The 19623-nt window shown below is 71.8% G+C and carries 10 protein-coding genes; 4 read left to right on the forward strand and 6 right to left on the reverse strand.

Annotated features, from left to right (window positions below; all coding sequences use genetic code 11):
• Positions 1 to 55: 55 nt before the first annotated feature.
• Positions 56 to 643, reverse strand: a complete 588-nt coding sequence (locus G569_RS0134580) for an RNA polymerase sigma factor (RefSeq protein ID WP_053227418.1) — start codon at positions 641 to 643, stop codon at positions 56 to 58.
• 92 nt (positions 644 to 735) lie between these two features.
• On the opposite strand from G569_RS0134580, the gene G569_RS0134585 reads away from it, so the two are divergent.
• From G569_RS0134585 to G569_RS0134595, 3 genes are read left to right on the forward strand one after another with little or no spacing between them, the layout of a single operon-like run.
• On the forward strand, positions 736 to 4230 hold the full coding sequence (locus G569_RS0134585; RefSeq protein ID WP_028066811.1) for an ATP-binding protein: 3495 nt from the start codon (positions 736 to 738) through the stop codon (positions 4228 to 4230).
• A complete protein-coding gene (locus tag G569_RS0134590) occupies positions 4227 to 6407 on the forward strand; it encodes an FAD-dependent oxidoreductase (protein WP_028066812.1) in 2181 nt (726 codons plus the stop codon). Before G569_RS0134585 ends, G569_RS0134590 begins: the two co-directional genes overlap by 4 nt.
• Positions 6404 to 7348: an acetoacetate decarboxylase family protein gene (locus G569_RS0134595; protein ID WP_028066813.1), complete on the forward strand. Its 945-nt coding sequence runs from the start codon at positions 6404 to 6406 to the stop codon at positions 7346 to 7348. The genes G569_RS0134590 and G569_RS0134595 overlap by 4 nt, the downstream gene beginning before the upstream one ends.
• A gap of 4 nt (positions 7349 to 7352) precedes the next feature.
• On the opposite strand, the gene G569_RS59590 is transcribed toward G569_RS0134595, so the two are convergent.
• The 5 genes from G569_RS59590 to G569_RS54020 all read right to left on the reverse strand — a co-directional run bounded on the left by G569_RS59590 (position 7353) and on the right by G569_RS54020 (position 18735).
• Positions 7353 to 11195, reverse strand: coding sequence for a family 78 glycoside hydrolase catalytic domain (locus G569_RS59590; RefSeq protein ID WP_053227419.1), 3843 nt, complete (start codon positions 11193 to 11195; stop codon positions 7353 to 7355).
• Between the two features lie 83 nt (positions 11196 to 11278).
• On the reverse strand, positions 11279 to 12655 hold the full coding sequence (locus tag G569_RS0134605; RefSeq protein WP_028066814.1) for a class II 3-deoxy-7-phosphoheptulonate synthase: 1377 nt from the start codon (positions 12653 to 12655) through the stop codon (positions 11279 to 11281).
• Positions 12656 to 12664: 9 nt separating this feature from the next.
• The gene (locus tag G569_RS0134610; RefSeq protein WP_028066815.1) at positions 12665 to 13723 is read right to left on the reverse strand and encodes a TolB-like translocation protein; all 1059 of its coding nucleotides are present in this window, start codon (positions 13721 to 13723) and stop codon (positions 12665 to 12667) included.
• A gap of 45 nt (positions 13724 to 13768) precedes the next feature.
• Positions 13769 to 14365: a hypothetical protein gene (locus G569_RS0134615; RefSeq protein WP_028066816.1), complete on the reverse strand. Its 597-nt coding sequence runs from the start codon at positions 14363 to 14365 to the stop codon at positions 13769 to 13771.
• Positions 14365 to 18735: a DUF6531 domain-containing protein gene (locus tag G569_RS54020; protein ID WP_037501178.1), complete on the reverse strand. Its 4371-nt coding sequence runs from the start codon at positions 18733 to 18735 to the stop codon at positions 14365 to 14367. Before G569_RS54020 ends, G569_RS0134615 begins: the two co-directional genes overlap by 1 nt.
• A 134-nt stretch (positions 18736 to 18869) precedes the next feature.
• Here G569_RS54020 and G569_RS63285 point away from each other — a divergent pair, with 134 nt between their 5' ends.
• Positions 18870 to 19601, forward strand: a complete 732-nt coding sequence (locus G569_RS63285; protein WP_157592519.1) for a hypothetical protein — start codon at positions 18870 to 18872, stop codon at positions 19599 to 19601.
• The last annotated feature ends 22 nt before the right edge of the window (positions 19602 to 19623 follow it).

Raw genomic sequence — 19623 nt, forward strand, 5'->3', positions numbered from 1 at the left:
GGCTCTTGTGGAATAAGAGACGCGGGCGCGGCGTCCAGATACCGAGATCCCCCAATCAGGGGAGGAGTCCGGTCAGCTCGGGAACCAGGCCGGTCGCGGCACGCAGCCGCTCGAGGCAGCGTGCGCGGGTCGGGCCGATCGAGCCGATCGGCATGCCGAGCCGGTCGGCGATCTCCGCGTAGCTCAGCGGCGGCTCCGCGGTCAGCAGCTCGAGCAGTGCCCGGTCGCGCTCGGACAGGCGGGCGACCGCGGCGCGCACGCCCGCGTCGCGCTCGGCGGCGATCAGGTCGTCGAGCGTCGTGTCGTGGTGCAGCACGTGGAGCTCGTCGTCGTCGCCGAGGTGGTAGCGGGCGTTGCCGCGCAGGACCCGGAGGCTCTCGTGGTGCGCGGTGGTGGCGAGCCAACCCCCGAGCCGCGCGCCGTCCTCGATCCTGCCGACGCTGTGAAAGAGCCGCACCCACGTCGCCTGCGCGACGTCGTCGGCCTCCGCGGCGCCGAGGCCGTGCCGGCGGGCGACCCCGAGGACGAGGCGCTCGAAGCGCCGGACGAGGAGACGCCACGCGCGCTGATCCCCCTCGGCGGCGCGGCGGACGAGCTCTGGCAGATCCTCGCTCGCGTCCGCACGATGCTTGGTACTCGGCATCGCTCCAACTTCCACTCCGACCTTGCAAGGGCGCTGCAGCGACGTTGGGAGGCTTGCCGCCTCGGTTCGCGGCGGGTTAGGGTCGCGAGACGGTGAACGTCCAAGTCGTTCAGGTCGAGGTCTGCGGCGGCTTGGAGGTGAGCGTCGGCGGCAGGCCGATCGATATCCGCAAGACAGCCCGTCAGGGACGCCTCACTCTCGCCTATCTCGCGCTGCGGGCGGGGCAGCCGGTGACCCGCGCGGACCTGATGGAGCACGTCTGGGAGGACCCCGACCCGCGCAAGGTCTCTTCATCGCTCACCCAGACGCTCTCGCGCTTGCGGGCGGCGCTCGGTCCCGACGTGCTCGTCAAGCTCCCGAACGGCGGACAATGTCTGAGCGGTGACATTTCGGTCGACCTTTTCGAGGCCGAGGCCGAGCTGAGGGCGGCGAGGTCCGATTTCGAGCACGGTGGCGCGTCGGCGGTCGTGAAGGCCGCCGAGATCGTGCTCGAGCGCCTGCGCGGTGAGGTGCTGCTGGGTGACACGGCGGTCTGGCTCGAGCCGTTCCGGGCGCACGCGATCGATCTGCGCGCCGAGGCGTTCGCGCTCCTCGCGGCAGCCGCGCTGCGCGGCGGGGACGCCGCCCGCGCCGAGACCGCGGCGCGGAGAGCGCTGGAGCTGTCCGAGACCGACGAGCTCGCCTGGTCCGTCCTCATCGAGGCGCAGGCCAAACGCGCCGGCGTCGCCCGCGCCAGCGCGACGTTCCACGAGCTCCGCACGCTGCTCAACGACGGCTACGGACTGACACCCAGCGCGCGGCTGATCGCCCTCCACGAGCGGCTGCTCGACCAGGGTGCGGCGGAGTCCGGGCCGCCGACGCGGAGCGACCTTCCCACACGCCTGAAGCTGGCGACGCGCACGACGTTCGTCGGCCGCGACGACCAGTGGGGCGCGCTGACCGGCGCGTTCGAGCGGGTCCGCGCCGGGAGCACCGGCCTGGCGCTCGTCGCGGGAGAGCCGGGGATCGGCAAGACGCGCCTGCTCGCCCAGCTCGGCGCGTGGGCGCACGAGGCGGGGACGACGGTCTTCTACGGGCGCTGCGAGGAGGACGTCGGCGCTCCGTACCACCCGTGGATCGACGTGCTGCGCCAGTGCCTGGCCACCGCTCCGCCCGAAGCCGTCGAGCGGCACCGGCGCGCGCACGGTGCGGTGCTCGGCCGCCTGGCCCCGGACCTCGCCGAGAGCCACAGCATCCCGCAGCCGGTCCTGGACCCCGAAGCGGAGCGCTTCCGGGTCTTCGCGGCGGTCCGCGACCTGTTCGGGGACCTCGCCGGCGATCGCCCGGTGCTGCTGATGCTCGACGACCTGCACTGGGCGGACAAGCCGACGCTCCTGCTGCTCCGGCACCTGTGCGCGAGCGGCGGCGAGCTGCGGGTGCTCGTGATCGCCGCCTACCGGTCGACCGACGTCACCGACGAGCTGGCGGCGACCGTCGCGGACCTGCACGAGCTCGGGGGCGAGCAGATCGCGCTCAGCGGCTTCTCGTACGACGAGGTGATCGCGCTCATGGAGGCCAACGCGGGGCGGCGCGAGCTCGCGCCCGCCGAGCGTGAGCTCGCCGCCGAGCTGCGCAGCGACACGGACGGCAACCCGTTCTTCGTCGTCCAGATCCTGCGCAACCTGATCGAGACGGGGACGATCACGTCCGACGACGTCGGGTGGCGGCTCACGGGCGCGATGACCGCGCGCCTTCCGGAGTCCGTGCTCGCGGTGATCGGCCGCCGGGTCCAGCGCCTCGGCCCCGCGGCGACGCGCGTGCTGCGCACCGCCTCGGTGATCGGCCAGGACTTCGACCTCGGCGTGCTGGCCGAGGTCGCCGGCGTCGAGGAGGAGGTCGCGCTCGACGTGCTCGAGGCCGCGGAGCGCGCGAGGCTGATCTCCGAGATCGAGAGCGGCCGGTTCGGCTTCGCGCACGCGCTGGTCAAGAAGGCGCTCGAGCAGGAGCTCAGCCGCACGCGCCGGGCGCGGCTGCACGCGGCGATCGCCACGGCGCTCGAGGGCGCCGACGCCCCCGCGGGCGAGATCGCGAACCACTTGATCGCGGCCGGCGCCCCGGCCGCGCAGACCGTGCCCGCGATCCTGCGGGCGGGGCGCGCGGCGCTGGACCGGCTCGGCCCCGACGAGGCGGCGCGCTGGTTCGCCACCGGGCTCGAGCTGCTCGGGGCCGGGGACGCGATCGATCGCTGCGAGCTGATGATCGGCCTCGGCGAGGCGCAGCGCCAGGCCGGCGATCCGGAGTACCGGCGGACGCTGCTCGACGCGGCCGCCGCCGCCCAGCGGATCGGCGCGGCGGGGGCGCTGGCGCGCGCGGCGCTGGCCAACAGCCGCGGCTTCGAGAGCGCGTCGGGGAACGTCGACGCGGATCGCGTCGCGAGCCTGCGGGCGGCCCTCGCGTCCGACGAGGTGGCGGGCGACGAGCGCGCCCGGCTGCTCGCCCAGCTGCAGCTGGAGCTGACGTTCGTCGAGACGCTGCCGGAGCGACGCCGGCTCAGCGACGAGGCGGTCGCGCTCGCCGCCGACGAGGCGACCCTCGCCCACGTCCTCTGGGCTCGGCACGCCGTGCTGTGGACGCCCGACCTGCTGAGCGAGCACCTGGTCAACGCGCAGCAGCTGGAGAGCGTGGCGCGCCGGCTCGGCGACCTCACCACGACGTTCTGGGCGGCGTGCGACCGCGTCTTGACCTCGGTGTGGTCGGCCGATCTCGAGGGCGTCGATCGCGGGCTGGCCACGATGGAGGACGTGGCCGACCGGGTCGGGCAGCCGATCCTGCGCTGGATCCGCCTCTGGTACGGCTCCTGGCGGGCCTACCTCGATGGGAGCCTCGACCAGGCGGTGGCGCTGGCGCACGTCGCGGCCGAGGTGGGGACCGCGAGCGGGCAGCCCGACGCCCAGGCGTTCCAGATCGACCAGACGCTGCCCGTCCTGTGGGATCGCGGCGAGCTGTCGGGGATGCTGCCGCTGCTCGAGCGGGTCGTCGCCGAACAGCCCGGGCTGCCGGTGTTCGGCGCGTGGCTGGCGCTGGCGCTGGCCGAGGAGCAGCGGTTCGACGAGGCCCGCGCGCTGCTCGCCGGTGCCGCGGTGGCCGACTTCGCCGACGTGCCGTGGAACATCCTCTGGCTCCCGACGACCTGCCTCTACGCCGAGGTGGCGGCCCTGACCGGCGCCCGGCGCGAGGCGGAGCTGCTCTGCGCGCTGCTGTCGCCGTATCCCGACCTGGTGGTGTTCAACTCGAGCAGCATCCTCGGCACGGTCTCGCGCTTCCTCGGCGCCCTGGCCGCGACGCTGGACGACCACGCGGCGGCCGACGCCCACTATGCGCGGGCGCTCGTGCTCGACGAGCGACTGGCATCGCCGACGCTCGCCGCGCGCACGCGGACGGGCTGGGCGGCCGCGCTGCGCCGCGACGGCGACGGCGACGGCGACGGCGACCAGTTCGCGCGGTCCGCCGCGCTGCTCGACCAGGCCATGGCGACCGCCTCCGAGCACGGGATGGGCGGGCTGCGCTGGCGCTTCGACGCACTTCGACAGGAGATGACACAGGAATGACCAAGACCAAGGTCGCGGTCCTGGGTGGCGGAATGGCCGGGCTCGCCGCCGCGTTCGAGCTGTCCGAGCGCGACGACTACTGCGTCACGGTCTACACGCTCGACTGGCTCCTGGGCGGCAAGGGAGCGAGCACCCGCAACGAGGCCAAGCACGACCGCATCGAGGAGCACGGGCTCCACATCTGGTTCGGGTTCTACGACAACGCGTTCGCGCTGATGGACCGCGTCTACGCGGTGGCCGGCGGCAGCCGAGAGCAGCACTTCATCCCGTGCGGCGACGTCGTGCTCGCCGAGCCGCGCAAGACCGGTGGCTGGGCGCTGCACCGGTTCAACCCGCCGGTCCACAGGGGCGCGATGCCCGGCGACGACCCGGAGATCGACTACTGGGACGCGATCGAGCAGACGCTGGCGTGGGTCGTCGAGCGCTGGGGGAAGGTCAGCCATCAGAACTCGGGCGGCGTGGCGCACTGGCTGCGCGGTGTCGCGCGGTTCTTCGTCGGGATCTTCATCCCCGGGGCCGACCCGGACCGCGGGCCGGTGGGGAACGCGATCGTCGCGGGCTTCGGCCGGGTCGCGAGCGCGATCTCACGGCTCACCCGCTGGATCAAACCCGTCAGCGACCCCATCACCCGCCTCGGCGACGGTCATCTGCGACGGCGGGCGGAGGCGCTGCGGACCGGAGGAGGGAGCCGCATGGCCGGGGTCCCGCACGTCGCGCGCCGCGTCAGCGCGCGCCGGCGGGCGGGGCAGTCGCCGCTCGGCAACGTGTCGCACAGCGAAGCCGTCGCGACCTTGCTCGGGAGGTTCCTCGAGTGGGGCCAGCACACGTACTTCGATCCGGAGAAGATCGAGGAGCCCGAGAACGACGACGCGCGCCTGCTCTATTACGTCATCGACACCGTGACCGCGGTGCTCAACGGCGTCAACGCGGACCATGTCAACGACGATGGCCTCAACGCCATCGATGACATGGACCTGCGCGACTGGCTGCTCAAGCACAAGGCCAGCCAGAACACCGTCGACAACGCGCCCTTCATCCGCGCGCTCTACGACCTCGCCTTCGGCTACCGCAGGGGCGAGTCCGATCAACCGGACATCGCCGCCGGCAAGGGCCTGCAGGCGTGCGCGCGGATCTCGTTCATGTACCGCGACCACCTGGCCTACAAGGCCACCAACGGTCTCGGCGACGCGGTGTTCGCCCCGCTCTACCTCGCGCTCAAGCAGCGCGGCGTGAAGTTCGAGTTCTGTCACGAGGTCAAGGACCTCGAGGTCGGGGGCGGCGCGGTGACGAAGATCACCGGGACCAAGCGCGTGCCCAAGGCGCCTTACGAGCCGCTGCGCCCCGACAAGACGTGGCCGTCCGCGGCCCGCTGGGGGCTCGGCGAGAACGACGCCGGCCCGGCGACCGAGCCCGAGCCCGCGGAGGAGGACTTCGCGCTCGTCTCCGGCAAGGACTTCGACAAGGTCGTGCTCGCGATCTCAGGCGGGTGTCTCGAGACCGTATGCCGGAACGTCTCGGACGCGGTTTCCGACTTCAAGACGATGGTCGAGAACACGCACGCGATCGCCACGCAGGCGCTCCAGGTCTGGCTCACCGGCCCGCTGCAGGGCGAGCACTGGCAACACGACGGCAACGCCGCGCTGTCGGGGTACAAGCAACCGCTCGCCTCCTACTCGGGCATGAAGCACGTGCTCCCCAAGGAGGGCTGGACCGCCGCGGACGGCGTCCAGGACCTCGCCTACTTCTGCGGGGTGCTGCCGACGAACGGCGGGCCGCCGTTGACCGTGCAAGAGCGGGTCGAGGGCGCATTGACCTTCGTCGCGCCACAGGTCCACGGCCGCGGCACCGGGATCTTCTCGGACTGGGACCTGCTGTTCGGCACGACGGTCGGTCCCCTCCGCGCGGACGAGCAGTACTACCGCCAGAACACCAAGCCGGCCGAGCTGTACGTGACGACGCACAAAGACACGCCGCGGCACCGTCTGTGGCCGCATCAGTCCGGCCTGTCGAACCTCGTGCTGGCGGGCGACTGGACGCGCAACGGCATCGACGGCGGCTGCATGGAGGCCGCGGTGGCCTCGGGCTTCCTTGCCGCCGACGCGCTGACGGGCAGCAATCGCACGGTGCCGGGGACGGAGGGCTGGCTGGGCAGCGAGGGAAAGGGACGCAGGACATGAGCTATGTCGAGTACGGCGGGCTGATCACGATCCCGTCGCCGTATCGCTCCGAGGACGCCGTGCTGCACGGCTTCTGGGCGGAGGCCGATCGCGCGAAGCTCGCGGCGCTGTGCACCAAGGTCTTCGCCGGCCCGACCGGCGGCGCGGTGGACTACCAGCCGCTCGGGAAGTTCGTGATGATCACGTGGGGCGCGATCGCCAAGGTCAGCTCGCTGGACCCCGCGTACGCCGATCGCGGCTTCGTGTGGGAGAACCAGGTCGCCGTGTGGGTGCCGGTCGTTCGGCTGCGGCGCGACGGCGACGATCTCGAGGCGGTCAACCTCTCCTGGTTCGTGCCGTACATCTGGCTCGACAACCCGATGTCACTGACGAGCGGGCGCGAGGTCCTCGGGTTCGCCAAGACCTGGGGGACGCCGACGTTCCCGGACGACGACGCGGGCGACGGCGAGAGCCGCTGCACGTTGAAGGTCTTCGGGCTCGGCTCCAAGGGCGACCGCGCGGATTGGCACCCGCTGCTCGAGGTCGACCCGATCGACCGCGGGTTCGACGTCGGCGACGCGCTGGATTCCCTCCTCGACGTCGCCCGGCATGCGAGGGACGCCCTCGGCGACATCGACGGCAGCCCGTTCCGGCCCACGTTCGCGCTCGTGCGCGACGTCGTCGGCGATCTGTTCAACCACCGGCTGAACTCCGTGTTCCTCAAGCAGTTCCCGGACGTCCAGGGGTCCACCGCGGCGGTGTCACAGCAGGTCGTCGAGACCGCGTACGTGGTGCGGAAGTTCAGCGCCCGTCCGCTGCTCGGGCAGTATCACCTCACGGTGCACCCGGTGTACAGCCAGCCCGTGTTCGACGACCTCGGGCTGGCTGACCAGGATCTCGACCTCGCCTACCGGCTCGAGATGGACTTCGACGTACAGGACAGCAAGGTGCTGTGGCCGTGACCGCTCACGGCGTCGTGGTGGACAGGGTGAATGTGAGCGTCCGGCCGTAGGCGCCGGTGCGCAGCGCGTCGGTGGCGCCGATGTGCTGCTTGAAGCCGATCGTGACCGCGTCGTGCGAGACCGGCGCGGTCCAGGCGGCCTTGCTGAAGCTCACCTCGAGCGGCGAGGCAAGCGAGAACGCGCCGTTGGTCAGGTGGCCGGGATCGGACACCGTCAGCGCCGCGTCACCCGCGGTGGAGACCACGTCGGCGGTGGTGGACGCCGTGTAGTCCTTCGCGACGCCCGGCGTGAAGGCGCCGAACATGGCCGGTGCGCCGAGCGTGAGCGAGAGCGTCGCCGGCACGCTCCCGCCGACCGGCGCCGTCGCGCTCGTGCCCTGGACGAACGTGACGTCACCCGGCTGGACGTCGAAGACCTGGTAGCCGCCGGAGCGGCCAGTGGGCACCGCGTCGCCCGTGGCCACGAAGCTCTCGCCGTTGGGCGCCGGCACGTAGACCGTCGCGGTCGAGCCCGCGGGAACGCTCACCTTCATCGAGCTGATCCCGTTGGCGCCCTTGGTCCACTCGCTGGCGATCGTGCCGTGCGGCGACTCGTAGGTGCCGGCGACGTGACCGAGGGTCCCGACCGCCTGCGGCTTGATGACGATCCGGTCATACGCCGTCGAGCCCGCGGCCTGCTGGATGCCCGCCAGGCCCGCGTTGAACCACTCGTCGATCTGGAGCAGGATCATGTGGTTCTGCGAGCCGGCGAAGTCCCAGGACTCGGGGATCGTCGTGCGGCCCTGGTTGACGAAGTTCGCGTAGCTCGGCGCGCTGGGCTCCTGCAGGACGTTCCACAGCACGTCGCCGCGGCCGTTGTTCATCAGCACGTGGTAGATCGGCTGCAGCGAGACCTCGCCGCCGGAGATGTGCGGCCCGGACCCGCCCGGGTGGTACGCGTCGATTCGCGACACCAGGTCGTCGAGCACCGACTGCTTGGCGCCGTCCGGGACGATGCCCATCTCCAACGGGAGCGCATCCAAAGCCTGCGAACCCGTCGCCCCGCTCTTGTAGGTCTTGCTCGCGGCATCGAAGTAGGCGGCGTTGAACGCGTTGCCGAGGCTCGTGGCCAGCCCGCGGTAGTCGGCGGCGTCCGCGTCCTTGCCCATGGCGGCGGCCATCTGCGCCATCCGGTCGGCGATCACCCACAGCCCGTAGGTGCCGGTGGCCTCCTTGGGCGTGGTCGTGTCACCCGCGATCCAGTCGCCGAGGCCGCTCACGAGCAGGCCGCCTGAGCCGATCTGGGCGCGCACGTACGCCAGGTAGTCCTGCATCGGCTTGTAGTACTCGCGCATCGTGCGCGTGTCGCCGTAGGTCTGCCACAGGAAGTACGGCGTGATGACGAACGCGCCGCCCCAATTGACATCGTCGCGGTAGCCGCCGCCGAAGATGGGGAACTCCGGGGCGGTGCCGGGGATGAGCCCGCCCGGCTGCTGGGACTCGAGCATGTCGCGTTGCATGTTGCGCAGGAAGCCGGAGACGTCGAAGTTCGAGTGGATCGCGCCCATCGACTGGATCATGTCCGCGAGCCAGCCGAGCTTCTCGCGGTGCGGGCAGTCGGTGAAGATCGACTGCATGTTGGAGCGGATCGAGTACTCCGACATGCGATGGACCGTGTCGATCAACTCGTTGTCGGTCGTGACGGTGCCGCCGGTTGGAACGTCGGCGTTGGTCTGAAGGCCGACGAGGGTGTTCTCGTCCGGGACGAAGTCGGCGGGCAGGCCGCTGAGCTGGACGTACTGGAACCCGTGGTACATGAACTGGGCCGAGAACGTCTCGCCGTCCGGGTCGCCGTCGGTCGTGTAGGTGTCGAGGATGCCGGTCGCGGCGCCGGCGGACGTCGTGTTGACCGTGCCGTTCCCGCTCCAGCCCTCGCCGGGGACGATCTGGATCGTCGTGCCCGCGGGGACCTTGCCGGCGTCGAGGTGCAGGCGGGGCATGCCGGCGAAGTTCTGGCCGAGGTCGAACGCCCACGAGCCGGGGCCGACGTGCTTGATCGTCTTGGCCTTGAAGGTCTTCTGGACCCGGGTCGGCGGCGCCTCGCGCCACACCAGCTTGGTCTCCAGCGAAGGCGCGGAGGTGATCGATGCGCTCTCCCAGCCCGACAGGTCCGCACCCGGCTCATCCCACCCGGGCTGCACCGCGCGCGCGTCGAAGTCCGTGCCCGAGTACCAGTTGTCGGTGATCGTCGGGCCGTCCTTGGCACGGAAGCCGCGGTTGGTCACGATCGCGTCGGTCGTGCCGTCGGCGTAGGTGAGCTCGAGGCGGGCGAACAGGCGCGGCGTGACCGCCATCTCGGGCTTGGTCGGCGGGCCGGAACCCTGCACGGTGACGCCCGACGCGTGGGTGCCGCTCAGCGGCGGGTCGAACGTCACCGTGTTCGTGCCGACCGCGGTGACGCGGCGCGACTCGAGCTTCTCGCCGCCGTCGCCGGTGTCGACGTTGATGGTGTCGCCGACGGAGTAGCCGGTGACCGCGTCGAGCTGGACCGTGGTCGCGCCGGCGTCGACCGCGCCGATCAATGTCCCGCTCGGCGGGACGATGCTCGTGAACTTCACGTAGGCCGACGTCCGCCCGGCGGCCGCGTTGGCCTGTGGCACGACGTTCGTCTGCCCGTTGCCGAGCGCGACGCCGAGCGTGTTGTCGCCGCCGCGCACGAGGCTCGTGACGTCATAGGCGCCGTACTGGACGGACTTGAGCGGGTTGGTGACACCGGGATTGAGCACCGTGTCGGTGACCGGCTTGCCGTTGACCGTCGCCTCGTACGCGCCGAGGCCGGCGACGTAGAGGCGCGCCTTCGCCACCGGCATGGCGGCCGTGAACGCGCGGGCGAAGAGCGGCAGCGGGTTCGTGAGGTCCGGGCCAGGCGGCGTCGGCTGGCCGGTGACGGTCTTGATGACGGTTGTCGGCGTCGAGGACGTCGAGGAGATGCGGATCGTGTAGTCGACCGGGAAGTTCGGGACCTGCCCGTCCGGCGTGCGCGCGTCGCTGCGCGGATAGAGCACGATCTTGTTGAAGTGCACGACCGACTTGAGGTCGACCTGCACCCACTTGGAGGGCGTGACCGCCTGCGTGGTCGACTGCCGGCTCATGTAGCCCGGGCTCGTGATCCGTCCGTCCGTGAGCTGCTTCGTGCCCCAGCCCTCGGATTGGAACTGATCGAAGGCGCTCACGCTCGTGCCCAGCGCGAGGTTGGTCCCGTCGGGCGCGAGCACCTGCAGCTCGGCGAGCTGGATCCGCGAGACGGTGCCATAGGACGACTCGAAGAGCGGCAGTCCGAGTTTGGTGACGTCGAGGCGGACGTAGCGCGCGTCCTGCTCGCCCACGTCGATCACGACCGGACGGTTCAGCGGCGGCGGCGGGAGGTGGATCCACTGCGCGCTGCCCCAGTCGGTGGGGGAGAGGAGTCCCATCTCGAACGTCGACTCGGCGCTCCAGGGGGAGGCGTCGCCGTTGCCGTCCCACGCCCGTACCTGCCACTTGACACCGGTGCGCGAGGTGAGCGGCTTGCCGGCGTACGCGGCCTGCGGGCTCGCTCCGCCGACCTTCCCGGAGTCCCACAGCTCGTTGCCTGTGGCGTCGACGACCTTCACCTCGTAGGCGGTCTGCCGCGCGGCGGCGCCGCTGCCCGACAGCTTCCAGCTCAGCGTCGGCGTGGTGTCGTCGACCCCCAGCGGCTGGTCGCCGCGGTTGTCGATGCGCAGCGCGCCGACCTGGACCGCCGCCGCGTGTGCGGTGGCGCTCGCGGTCAGCGTCAGGGCGCAGACGACCGGGGCGGCGAGGACCGCCCGAGACCATCGATGCAGCACAACTCTCCTCTCTTAGACCGAGAGCAGGACTGCATCATTTTGATCGTTTGCTGTCAAGTATGGTCGATGAGAACCTCAAACGATCATGAGCGCAACATCTCCACGACGAGGAACGCGAGCTCCAGCGACTGCTGCGTGTTCAGGCGGGGATCGCAGGCGGTCTCGTAACGCGACCCGAGCTCGTCATGGGAGATCATCTGCGCTCCGCCCAGGCATTCCGTGACGTCCTCGCCCGTGTGCTCGACGTGGATGCCGCCGGGGTGGGTGCCGAGGCGCTGGTGGACCTCGAAGAAGCCCTCGACCTCGCCCATGATGTTGTCGAAGTGGCGGGTCTTGCGGCCGCTCGGCGACTCCTCCGTGTTGCCGTGCATCGGGTCGCACTGCCAGACGACGCGGTGTCCGGAGCGCTCGACGGCCTGGATGATCGCCGGGAGCTTGTCGCGCACCTTCTCGTTGCCCATGCGCGAGACCAGGGTGACGCGGCCGTCGACCCGGTTGGGGTCGATCCGGTCGACCAGCGCGACCGCCTCCTCGGGGCTGATCGACGGGCCGATCTTCACGCCGATCGGGTTCTCGATCAGCGCCGCCAGCGCGACGTGGGCGCCGTCGAGCTGCCGGGTCCGGTCGCCGATCCACAGCTGGTGGGCCGAGAGCAGGAACAGCCGGCCCTCGTCGAGCCGCAACAATGCTCGCTCATAGTCGATCACGAGCATCTCGTGGCTGACGAACAGGTCGACCGTCCGCAGCGAGGAGTCGTCGACGCCGCAGGCGGACATGAAGCGCAGCGAGCGCTCGATCTCGCCTGAGACGCGCTCGTAGCGCTCGCCCGCGCTGGACTGCCGCACGAAGTCCATGTTCCACTCGTGCAGGCGATGCAGGTCGGCGAGGCCCGCGCCGGTGATCGCGCGAGCGAGGTTCATCGCCGCCGCCGCGTTGGCGTACGCGCGCACGAGGCGGCTCGGATCCGGTCGCCGCGCGGCCTCGGTGGCCTCGATCGCGTTGACCATGTCCCCGCGGTAGGACGGCAGACCCGCGGCGTCGAGGTCCGCGCTGCGAGGCTTGGCGTACTGCCCGGCGATCCGGCCGAGCTTGATCACCGGCATCTCGGTCCCGTAGGTGAGCACGACGGCCATCTGCAGCAGCGTCCGGATCGTCCCGCGCAGGTGCGGCTCGGTGTTGTCCTGGAACGTCTCCGCGCAGTCACCCCCCTGGAGCAGGAACGCCTTTCCGCGCGCGACCTCGCTCATGTGCCGCTGCAGCAGGTCGACCTCGGCGGGAACGGCGATCGGCGGGACGCTCTCCAGCAGCCGCCGCACGCGGGTGACGTAGTCGCGGTCGGGCCATGGCGGTTGTTGCGCCGCGGGGCGCGCAAGGGCGTCGGCAAGGGCCGCCGCCAGTGGTCGCGGGAGCGGGGGGAGCTCGGGGAGCTCCGCCACGGGCACATCGACGGTCCAGGTCATGCGCAAAACCTAGCCGAGCGGGTCGAGGCCCTCGATCCTCACCGGGACGGCGTCAGGCGCCAGGCTGAACTCGTTGTCGGGGTCGGTCCGCGGCGGCCACTGCACTTCGATCACGCGGGCGATCGTGCCGTCGTCGGCGAGCTGGACGAGCTGCTTCGGCCCGTTATTGCCCTCGTGCCCGTACAGCGCGATCAGCGTGTGCCCCTCCGGGAGCCAGATGCCGCTGAAGAGCCACTTCGGGACCGGCACGCTCGCACCGCCGGGCCACACCGCCACTTCCGGCGCGCTCGTGTCGATCCCGTCGGAGCGATACGCGTAGGGAGGGCAGCACTCCGGATGCGTGACCATGATCCGGGTGCCGTCAGGCGACCACCGCGGCACGCCCTTGAGCGTGGTCCAGCTGACCTCGTTCGGCCGCGCGATCGTGAACACGCCGACCCGCTGCCCGACGTCCTCGCCGACCATCCGCCGCGCCACCGGCGACCAGGCCAGCTCTTCGAACCCGTTCTCGAGGTACCGGGCCCGTCGCACCCGTCCGGTCGTCGCGTCGAGCTCCGCGAGCTTGATGTAGTCGTGTGGTCCGACGATCTCGGCGACGAACCGGTCGTCGGTCTTGAACGTGAGTGCCGAGATCTCGCGCACGCCGCGCGCGAGCGGCAGTCGCCACCAGCGCCGCCGGGCGGGCTCGACGACGAGCACGTGGTCCTGCCGCCCGCTCTGCAGCTCTTCGAGCACGGCGAAGCGGGCGCGGCTGGGGGACCAGATCAGCTTCGGCTCCTTGCCGAATCCTTTGACCGCGATGTCGAACGACGCTTGACCACGGACGCGGACCCGGCCGGGCTGGAGCGAGACGCCCTGGCCCGCGGATGCGCGCACGCTCCCGTCGAGGCCGATGCTGATGCGCCGCCGGCTCGTGAGCTCAGGGCACGAGGTGCCCGAACCACCGCAGTCGGTCAGGTCGGCGATCTGGACGATCACCCGCGGCTCGGGCACGGCCTGCCGGACGGCGGCCGGCGTGGCTCCACACCCGGCGAGGCACAGCACGGACAGGACGAGGCCGGTGCGCATGGGCCGTCACAGCGACCCTCCCACCCGCCGGGCAGCCGGTCAAGCTCAGCTGCGCTGGAGCAGCTGCGTGCCTTCCCAATCGGGCTCGATGTCGTACGGGACGCCGAGGTGGCCGAGGTAGGCATACAGCAGCTCCGGCGGGAAGCGCTCGGTCTTGCGGCGCCGCTTGTAGGCGTCGAGATCCTCGAAGTCGAACGGCTCGCCGGAGGTCTCGAAGACCCACGAGCCGCCGTCGTTGGCCGCGGTGATCGAGCGGCGGTCGAGCAGCGGCGGCGTGCCGTCGATGTCGTAGACCTCGAGGATGCGGGCCGGGTAGGCGTCCTCGCCGTCGGGGACGCAGACGGCACGCACGGCGCGGCAGCCGAGCTCGCGCGCGGCGAGACTCGGGATCACGCCGACGTCGTTCCCCAGCGGGCTGTTGCGGAACAGCAGCGACCAACCGGCGACGGGCACGACGGCGTTGCGGTCCATCTGCCGGGCCGGGCCCATGACCGCCACCGCGTCCTCCAGCGAGCGCCACCGGACGGGCTGCATCCGCCAGCCCTTCATGCCGTCGAGCAGCCAGGGCGCGACCGTGTCCGCGGGCGCGTGGATGAACCCGACCGTCTGCGTGACCGGGCCGCCGGCCGAGGACGGCAGCATCAATCGACCTTCCGGAGCTCGAACTTGCCCTTGGGGTCGTTCGCGAGCAGGCGGTACTCGTGGGCGTCACCGCGTGGGTTGTCGAACCCTTCGAACTCCACGTAGTGCCGTTTGCCGTCGAGCGAGTACTGCAGATCCGGCCGGTTGGTGCCGACCCGGACGCCCTCGAGGTTCACCTGCTGCTGGTTCACGCGGAGATCGTAGGCGCCGGGCGGGAGATTGGCGATCTCGTCCGCGAGCGCCTGGTTGTGCGTCGCGCGCCCGATCGGCCGGTTCAGCCGCAGCGGGGCCGGCGGCTTCGGGTTGACCGCGATGTCCTGCGGGACGCGCTCCCGGCCCGGCGCCCCGAGCCGTCCGCCGACGCCGCCGATCCCGCCGCCGAGCAGCAGGTCGGTGGCCATGCCCCGCGGGTCGAACGGGTCGCCGCCGTGGACAGCGCGGTTCCCCGCGCCGCCGGCGAAGCTCTCGACGCCGCCCGCGAGCGCCCCGCGGCCGAACGCCGCCGCCTTCGAGCTGCCGCTGACGAGCGCGCCGGCGCCGTAGCCGAGCCCGCCCGCGGCGCCGCCGATCAGCCCTGCGACCGCGACCTCGGTGTAGTTGACGTGGCCGGTGGTGGCCTTCTGGATCGCGGCGCTCGAGCCCGCGCTGAGCAGCGCACCGCCGATCATCGCCGCCCCGAGCGGCCCGCCGACGCCGGTCGCCATCACCGCGATGCCACCGACGATCAGCACCCCGGCGACGATCCAGTCCGCGTTGCGCGAGAAGAAGTTCGAGCCCATCCGGTCGCGGATCTCGCGCAGCTCCTGCTCGGTCACCGGCCGCAGGCCGAGTGGGTCGGCGCGACCGATCGGGTCGTTGCCGGCGTAGTGGTACGTGTTGGTCGCGTAGGCCGTGCCCGGCAGCGGCGGGAGTGGGTCGGGGGAGAGGAAGCTGCGCGTCGACGGGTCGTAGACGCGCGCCCGCAGCCACGTGTGGCCGGCGAACTCGACCTCGCCGCGGTAGCCCCGGAGCGGCGCTTGGAACGCCGGAGCGCCGAACGGGTCTCGCGGGCCGGGGTCGTCCTCGGGCAGACCGACCACCGGCGAATACGGGTCCGCCGTGTCCCATAGGAGCTCGACGTCGTCGACCGCCGCGAGCTCGCCGAGCGCGTCGACGTCGACCTGTGTGTCGCCGATCGCGACGAGCCGGCCCTGCGCGTCCCAGCGGTACGCGCGGTCGAACCCGTCGCCGTACTCGCGCACGCGCCGCCCGGAGCCGTCGTACTCGAAGAACGTGGCGTCGCGCTCGGTGCGGCGGGCGAGCAGCTGTCCTGCCGCGTCGTGCTCGTAGGTGACCACGCCGTCGGCTGACTCCTCGCGCACGAGCCGGCCGCCCGCGTCGTAGGCGAACGTGTGCCCGCCGGCGGCGACGAGCTGGCCCGCCGCGTCGTACACGACGCCCGCGGTCTTGCCGTTCCAGCGCACGTCGAGGTCGATCCCTGTCTCGTAGCGGTAGGACAGCGAGAGCCCGTCGCGGCGGCGCTCCACGAGCCGTCCCGCCCGGTCCCAGGCGAACGCGTGCGAGTGTCCCGGCTCCTCGATCCCCACCTCGCGGCCGAGCTCGTCGCGGGTGATCGTCGCCGTGCCGAACGTGGCGAGGTTGCCGGAGGCGTCGTAGGTGTACTCCATGCGGCGGCCGGCGCCGTCGACGCGGGCGGTCACGCGACCCGCGGCGTCGTAGCTCCAGCTGGTCGCGCGGCCGAGTTGATCGATCTCGCGCACGAGCTGTCCCACCGCGTCGTACTCGCGTCTGACGATGCCGCCGAGCGGGTCGTGGATCTCCGCGAGCCGGCCGCGGTCGTCGTGCACGTAGCGGGTCGTCGCGCCGTTGGCGTCGGTGGCGGCGACGAGCTGGCCCGCGGCGTCGTAGGCGAAGCGGCGCGTGCCGTCGTGGCGGTCGGTGATCGCGACCGGCAGCCCGCGCTCGTCGTAGGCGTACAGCGACAGCCCGTGGCCAGGCGCATACCACTCGACGACGCGGCCGTTGTCGTCGTAGCGCAGCCGCTCGCTCTCGCCGCCGGGCCCGATGGTCGCGATCAGCGCGCCGTCCGCGTCGTGGACGAACTCGAAGTCGCCGCGCCGGGCCAGGCGGCCGCAGCGGTCGTACTCGAACGTCGTGACGCGCCCGGACGGGTCGGTGACGCGCTCGATGCGGCCCGCGGGCGTGTACTCGATCCGGCTGACGCCGCCGAGCGGGTCGGTGACCTGCGTGCGCCGCCCCAGGCGGTCGTACGTGGCGCGGGCGGTCGTCCCGTCCGGGCGCTCCTGGGTGAGGCAGCGGCCGAGCGCGTCGTAGGCGAACGTGGCGGAGGTGTTGCCGTCGTGAAGGGCGCTGACGCGGCCGAACCGGTCGTGCGTGGCGTCGTAGCGGACGCCGACCGGATCGGTGGTCGCGGTGAGGTTGCCGCCCGCGTCGTACTCGCGCAGCCAGGTCGCGCCGGCCGGGTCGGTGGTGTGGGTGCGGCGGCACAGCTCGTCGTGGCCGAAGCGCCAGGTGGCGCCGCCGGGCTGGACGAGCTCGACGAGGTTGCCGAGGACGTCGTAGTCGTGGCGCGTGACACGGCCGAGGCCGTCGACGGTCTCCGCCGTCTCACCGTGCTCGCCGTGGCGGGTCTCGACCCGCGTGCCGAGGGGGTCGATGACGGCGGTCCTCCGGCCGGCGGGGGAGTACTCGAAGCGCCAGGTCGACCCGTCGGGGTCGCGTTGCTCGAGCGGGCGGCCGGCGTGGTCTGCGACGAACGTCGTGCGGCGCCCGAGCGGGGAGATCGCGGCGGTCACGAACCCGGCCGCGTCGCGTTCGAGCCGTGCCGTGTTGCCGTCGGCGTCGGTGGCGGACAGCAGCTGCCCGTCGGCGTCGAAGCCGAACGCGACGCGCACGCCGTCGGGGTCCGTGATGGCGTGCACGAGGCCGTCGTGGACGGTGAGCCGCGTGATGCCACCTTCGGCGTCGACGATCTCGATCGGGCTGCGCTCCGCGCCCGCGTATCGATGGCGGATCGTGGCGCCCGCAGTCGTCACGTCGAGGACGCGGTCCTGGTCGTCGTAGGTGAACGTGAACTCGGCGCCGGTGGGGAGGACGCGGCGCGTCAGGTTCGCGCGCTCGTCCCATTCCTGCACCGTGACGGCGCCCTTGCGATCGGTGACGGCGACGGGGTTGCCGTGGGCGTCGTACTGGAAGCTTATGCGGGTCTCGTCGCCGGCGATCAGCGAGAGCAGGCGGCCGTGGGTGTCGTGGATGTAGACGTTGGCGGGGCCGTCGGTGTCGTCGGAGGTGACGGTGACGTGGCCGGGGAGGTAGGCGAAGAGGGTGTTGCGGCCGAAGGGGGAGAGCTGGTGGATGACGCGGCCGTCGTCGTCGTAGGCGTTGGCGACTTCGACGACGCCGTCGGCGTCGGCGACCGAGAGGACTTTCCCGGCGTCGCCGATCTCGTAGTGGCGTCCGGGCGCTTCGACGAGGGCGCCGTGCTCGTAGCGGTAGCTGACGGTGCGGCCGTCGGAGGCCTCGAGGGCGCTGATGCGCTCGTTGCGCCAGTGCACGCGGACCGTGCTGCCGCGCACGGGACGCCACTCGGCGAGGCGGCCGTCCTCGTAGGACAGCGCGACGTCCGTGCCGGGGCCGTGCGTGACGCGGGTGGGCCGACCGGCGGCGTCGAACTCCCAGCGCTCGCCGCCGAACCAGTTCAGGGCGAGTCCTTCACCGGGCTCGACGAGGGCGTTGACGCCGAGCACGCGGCCGTAGCCCGCCCCCATGCGCGGGAACACGGCGCGTTGCCCGTCCGGGCCGATGTACTCGGCGCCGTCGGCGCGCGCGATCAGGCGGACGTCGGCCCAGCACGACCAGCCCGGCCCGAACGCGCCCACGTGGTCGGAACGGCTGTTGTAGGTGCGGACGAGGAGGTCGTCCTCGACCTCGACGAAGTTGCCGCTCGCGGTGTTGACCGGGTCGTTGGCGTAGCCGGTGGTGGGCGGCATGCCGTAGGCGACGGGGTCGTCGAAGGTGACGTGCCGGCGGCCTCCGAGCAGCCCGGCGGCCTTCAGGCTGGCGTGGATCGCCGAGTCCGGGAGCGTCTTGACCTGACCGTCGCCGCCGGCGTGGCGGAACGCCTGCGCGATCTTGGCGACCCAGCGCGCGTCGATCTCGTTGTAGTCGACGAAGGTCCCGAACCCGGCCAGCAGGGAGCGGATGTCGAGCACGCCCCACTCGGTGCCGCTGAGGAAGCCCGCATAGTCGCTGCGCAGGCGGCGGTCGTGGGCGCGCAGCGCGTCGTCGGCGCGGCGACTCTGCGCGGCGAACCGGTCCAGGTCATCCGGACGTGCAGAACTCGTACCCATCAGCTCACTCCGTTTCGCCGACCACGGCGACCGATGCTGCCGCGGTGCGCACGCGTGCGCGAGAGTCCCGAGGCCCAACTTCGCGCCTGGGACCCGGCCCAGGACCGCTCAGGGGTTATGAGACAATCGCGCTGATGCAGGCGTCAGACGCCTTCAAGAGGGAGCCCATACGCAAACCGCCGGCAGGGGCGTCCTCGCTGACGGCCGCGCTGCTGGCCAGGAGAGATGCCGAAGCCGAGAACGACCCCCTGGCGGCGGCCCGGAAGGACCTCCTGAGCGAAGTGCCGATACAGCCCCCGGCGGCGGGCATCCAGCAGGACGTGTCGGTGCCGCTCCCACCTGGTTTGCCGGCGACCGGCCTCCCGGGACTGCAGCTCCGGCTTCATCTGACCACAGCCGCCAACCATCCAGATGTGCTCGCCCAGGGCCTCAACCCCGCCTTGAAGAAGAAGGGGATCGGAGGCCCCAACGGCGAAGGGTCCGACGCGCAGAACTTCTACGCGCTCGACCTCCAGGATCGCGCGACCGCGGGGCAGGTCGATCAGGACCTGTCGGGAGGACGGCCCGTCGGGGTCGTCAGCGGCGATGAGGGCATCCAGGACACCAACTATCGCGGGCTCGGGGGCGCTCGCCGGTATCCGGGGATCGCGCCGCCCATCCGCGATCGCGTGCGCTACCCGGGCCACGGCACGTTCTCGTTCCCGGTCCCGCTCACCCCGCGAAGCACGCGTCAGCTCACGGTGCATGCGAACGAAGCCCCGATCCTGCAGGGACACCGGATGAGCACCAACCAGGTGGAGCAGCGCGTCCACGACAGGATCCGGGCCGGCCTGTCCGACGCGCTCGGCCGGCAGATCCTCCCGTGAGGGCCTGACCGCTTCGCCTCGG

Source organism: Solirubrobacter soli DSM 22325 (genome assembly GCF_000423665.1).
Taxonomy (GTDB): domain Bacteria; phylum Actinomycetota; class Thermoleophilia; order Solirubrobacterales; family Solirubrobacteraceae; genus Solirubrobacter; species Solirubrobacter soli.

Excerpts from the sequence above, each read along its gene's own strand:
- G569_RS0134580 (WP_053227418.1), bottom strand. The coding sequence starts at position 643 with ATGCCGAGTACCAAGCATCGTGCGGACGCGAGCGAGGATCTGCCAGAG.
- G569_RS0134590 (WP_028066812.1), top strand. The coding sequence starts at position 4,227 with ATGACCAAGACCAAGGTCGCGGTCCTGGGTGGCGGAATGGCCGGGCTC.
- G569_RS0134595 (WP_028066813.1), top strand. The coding sequence starts at position 6,404 with ATGAGCTATGTCGAGTACGGCGGGCTGATCACGATCCCGTCGCCGTAT.
- G569_RS0134605 (WP_028066814.1), bottom strand. The coding sequence starts at position 12,655 with ATGACCTGGACCGTCGATGTGCCCGTGGCGGAGCTCCCCGAGCTCCCC.
- G569_RS0134610 (WP_028066815.1), bottom strand. The coding sequence starts at position 13,723 with ATGCGCACCGGCCTCGTCCTGTCCGTGCTGTGCCTCGCCGGGTGTGGA.
- G569_RS0134615 (WP_028066816.1), bottom strand. The coding sequence starts at position 14,365 with ATGCTGCCGTCCTCGGCCGGCGGCCCGGTCACGCAGACGGTCGGGTTC.
- G569_RS54020 (WP_037501178.1), bottom strand. The coding sequence starts at position 18,735 with ATGGGTACGAGTTCTGCACGTCCGGATGACCTGGACCGGTTCGCCGCG.
- G569_RS63285 (WP_157592519.1), top strand. The coding sequence starts at position 18,870 with ATGCAGGCGTCAGACGCCTTCAAGAGGGAGCCCATACGCAAACCGCCG.